Here is a 2,943-nt window from a genome sequence, read left to right on the forward strand (position 1 = left end):
GAAAATAACTTACAGCATGAAATTGTCAGAAAAATGAGTTCAAACAGTGTGTATTACGGCAAAATGTCTGAGATGCTTAAGAAAATAATCCTACAACGCAAGGCAGAAGCAATGAGCTATGAAGAATACCTGAGACAGGTTGTTGAATTGGCAGAGGCTATTCTTCATCCAGAAACAACCAGCAACTATCCTGATGAGGTAAAAGATAGCGCAGCAAGGCGTGCTCTTTATGATTATTTTCAAAATAATGTTGAATTGGCCGTTGATGTTGACAATGCAATTCGCATTTCCATACAGCCTGAGTGGAAAAGAAATTTTCAAAAACAGCAGCGTATTAGACTTGCTATATATAAAAAATTATTGGCTCATATGTATACTGAAGACAGAGCCACGGAAGAAACCAATAATGTTTTCGAAATAGTACAAAGGCAGGAAGAATACGATGCATAATGAAATAATGGTAATCGGTGGATTACCGATTGAGATTATCAGAAAAGAAAATCTGAAAAATTTATACATCAGGATAAACCCACCAACGGGTGATGTTACTGTTAGCACGCCAGCCGGAATAAAGAACGAGGATATCGAATTGTTTGTTCTTAAAAAAATGCCGGAGATTACTAAAGTCAGAGACAAGATGTTAGCACAGGAACGTCAAAGCAAGAGAGAATATATTTCTGGAGAATCCCATTATTTATGGGGCAAGCCCTACAGATTGCAGGTAGTATATGAGGGAACACACCGTAAAATTGTTAAGACACCGACTAAAATAATTATGACAGTACCAGAGGGAACGAACACTAAGACGAGAGAAAATCTGCTCATCGAGTGGTACAGAAAAGAATTAAAACGTGTACTGGAGACTGTTGTAATAGACTGTGAGAAAAAGACGGGAATTCATGCAGAGGAATATCGTATCAAAAATATGAGAACCAGGTGGGGCACATGTAATATAGATAGACGTAGGATATGGATTAACCTTCAGCTTGTCAAAAAGCCAATAGAATGTCTTGAATATGTGGTGATTCATGAACTGGTACATTTATTGGAGAGAAACCATACACACCGATTTCATGCACTTATTGAGGAATTATGTCCTACATGGAAAGAAGTAAAGAAGATTCTGGCTACTATGCCTCTTGACCATATGGAGAAAGGAGAAAAGGAAAAAGATGACGAGCAGACCGACATCGAGCGATATCTTTGATGTAAATAAAAAAACCGGAGCACTAATTCTTGGGAAAAATCGCCTTGATGATTATGCTACCAAATTTTTAACAAGACATTGTAAAGAAGCTCTGACAACGCCGATGCCACTGCCCGTTGAAAAGATATTGCAAGAAGTCGGCCTTACAGTCAAGGAAGTATCCCTTTCCAGAAACTTGGACATTTTTGGTTGCTGCATGTTGCTTGACGGTGAGGTTGAAGTTTACGATCGTGAGTCTGGTACATATCATTCTGCCTTCTTCCCTGCTGGAACTATATTAGTCGATCCCAATTCTGAAGCGCTATATGGTGAAGGCTCTAAGCGAAACACTCTAATTCATGAAGCATTGCATTGGGAGAAGGATAAAACATATTTTGAAATTCTAGCACTCAAAAATGCTGAGGCTACTGAAAAACTTTATCCGATTATGTGCCGTCAGTCAGAGACATTCTACGAACCGCCGGAGGGGAAAAAAACAAAAGAGAACGAAGTAAAATGGCTGGAATGGCAAGCGCACAGGCTAGCACCTAGAGTGCTGATGCCATATAAGACATTTAGGCAAAAAGCTTTGGAATTGATAGAAAGTTACAAGGCTCCACAGAGCAATATTACCCCATCCTGTGATATTTTAGTTGAAAACTTAAGCGAGTTCTTTATTGTTTCAAGGTCATCTGTAAAGTATAGGCTAATTGAAGTTGGACTTCTCGATGAAATATCTGAATTTGAAGATTATGATACAGTCTTTGATGAAATTAATAACCGCAAAGAATTTGCAGCGTTGACTCCTGCAGAAGCATACCAATTACTTTCTCAGAATTCTTCTCTCCGGGAGTGGGTCAGCGGTGGACGATTCGTGTTTGTTGACGGTTACTTTGTATTAGCAGACCCAAAATACGTAACAACAGAAAACGGAAGCCTGCGTTTAACCACTAAAGCAAGAAAGAACCTGGCTCAGTGTGCCATTAATATACATGAGCAAAAATATACAGCTTATCAGAATATTCGAAAAGACTTCATGGCGTATGTCCTGTATAATGTTGTTGGAGTTGATCAGCGGATGCTGACATTCCATCCAAAATATCAATCAAACTTCGTTTATGAACCAGATGAGGTTTATGCAGCGTTCCATGAACACCTATTATCCTATGACGAAAATGAAGAAATTGAGCTTATCAAAAAATTAGGAGACCCGACAACCACACTGTGCCAGTGCGTATGGTTTTTGATGGAGAACAGGAAATGGAAGTATCCAGAAGTATTTCATGAAAAAACACTGCTCCATAAGAATTACCACGGAAAAATAAAAAATGATAAGTACAACAATATGGGTACTGATGTATTAATGGCAATTTGTGTTGGTTTAGGTTTGAATCTCCGTATTATAGAAAAGATATTCGAAAAGTCTTCAAATAAATTAAATTACTATAAAGATCCGGACAAGACATATATCCATATACTAGAGAATATGCCAGGGCTGTCGATACAAGATTTTAACAGTGTTTTGGATCAGGCAGGCATACCAAAACTGGGAAGTACATTAAAAGATGATGAAGATTAAAAATCGATAACTCATTAAGTTGGTTTTGGACTCCGAAAGGGGTCCTTTTTTTTATGCCCAAAAATTAAGTTTCAATCATAATCCTCGTCATTTCGATATGGTTTCAACCAACTCATCGAGTTGGGCATGAAAATTTTATAAATGCGATAATGAACGCAAGAGAGGATGAGAAAAGCAA

Annotated in this window: 2 protein-coding genes and 1 pseudogene; all 3 read left to right on the forward strand. The window is 38.0% G+C overall.

Features of this window, described 5'->3' with window-relative positions; translation table 11 throughout:
* Positions 1–450 (forward strand): annotated as a pseudogene (locus tag PLH43_RS11780) (restriction endonuclease subunit R); the annotation flags it as partial.
* Positions 443–1,207, forward strand: a complete 765-nt coding sequence (locus tag PLH43_RS11785) for a SprT family zinc-dependent metalloprotease (RefSeq protein ID WP_324363337.1) — start codon at positions 443–445, stop codon at positions 1,205–1,207. The pseudogene PLH43_RS11780 and the gene PLH43_RS11785, both read left to right, overlap by 8 nt.
* Positions 1,173–2,765: a hypothetical protein gene (locus PLH43_RS11790; protein WP_324363340.1), complete on the forward strand. Its 1,593-nt coding sequence runs from the start codon at positions 1,173–1,175 to the stop codon at positions 2,763–2,765. The genes PLH43_RS11785 and PLH43_RS11790 overlap by 35 nt, the downstream gene beginning before the upstream one ends.
* Positions 2,766–2,943 lie beyond the last annotated feature (178 nt).

This window comes from Acetivibrio sp., assembly GCF_035371925.1.
Taxonomy (GTDB): Bacteria; Bacillota; Clostridia; order Acetivibrionales; family Acetivibrionaceae; genus Hungateiclostridium.

What these genes read in the sequence shown, in the direction of transcription:
- PLH43_RS11790 (WP_324363340.1), top strand. Translation starts at nt 1,173, where the DNA reads ATGACGAGCAGACCGACATCGAGCGATATCTTTGATGTAAATAAAAAA.
- PLH43_RS11785 (WP_324363337.1), top strand. Translation starts at nt 443, where the DNA reads ATGCATAATGAAATAATGGTAATCGGTGGATTACCGATTGAGATTATC.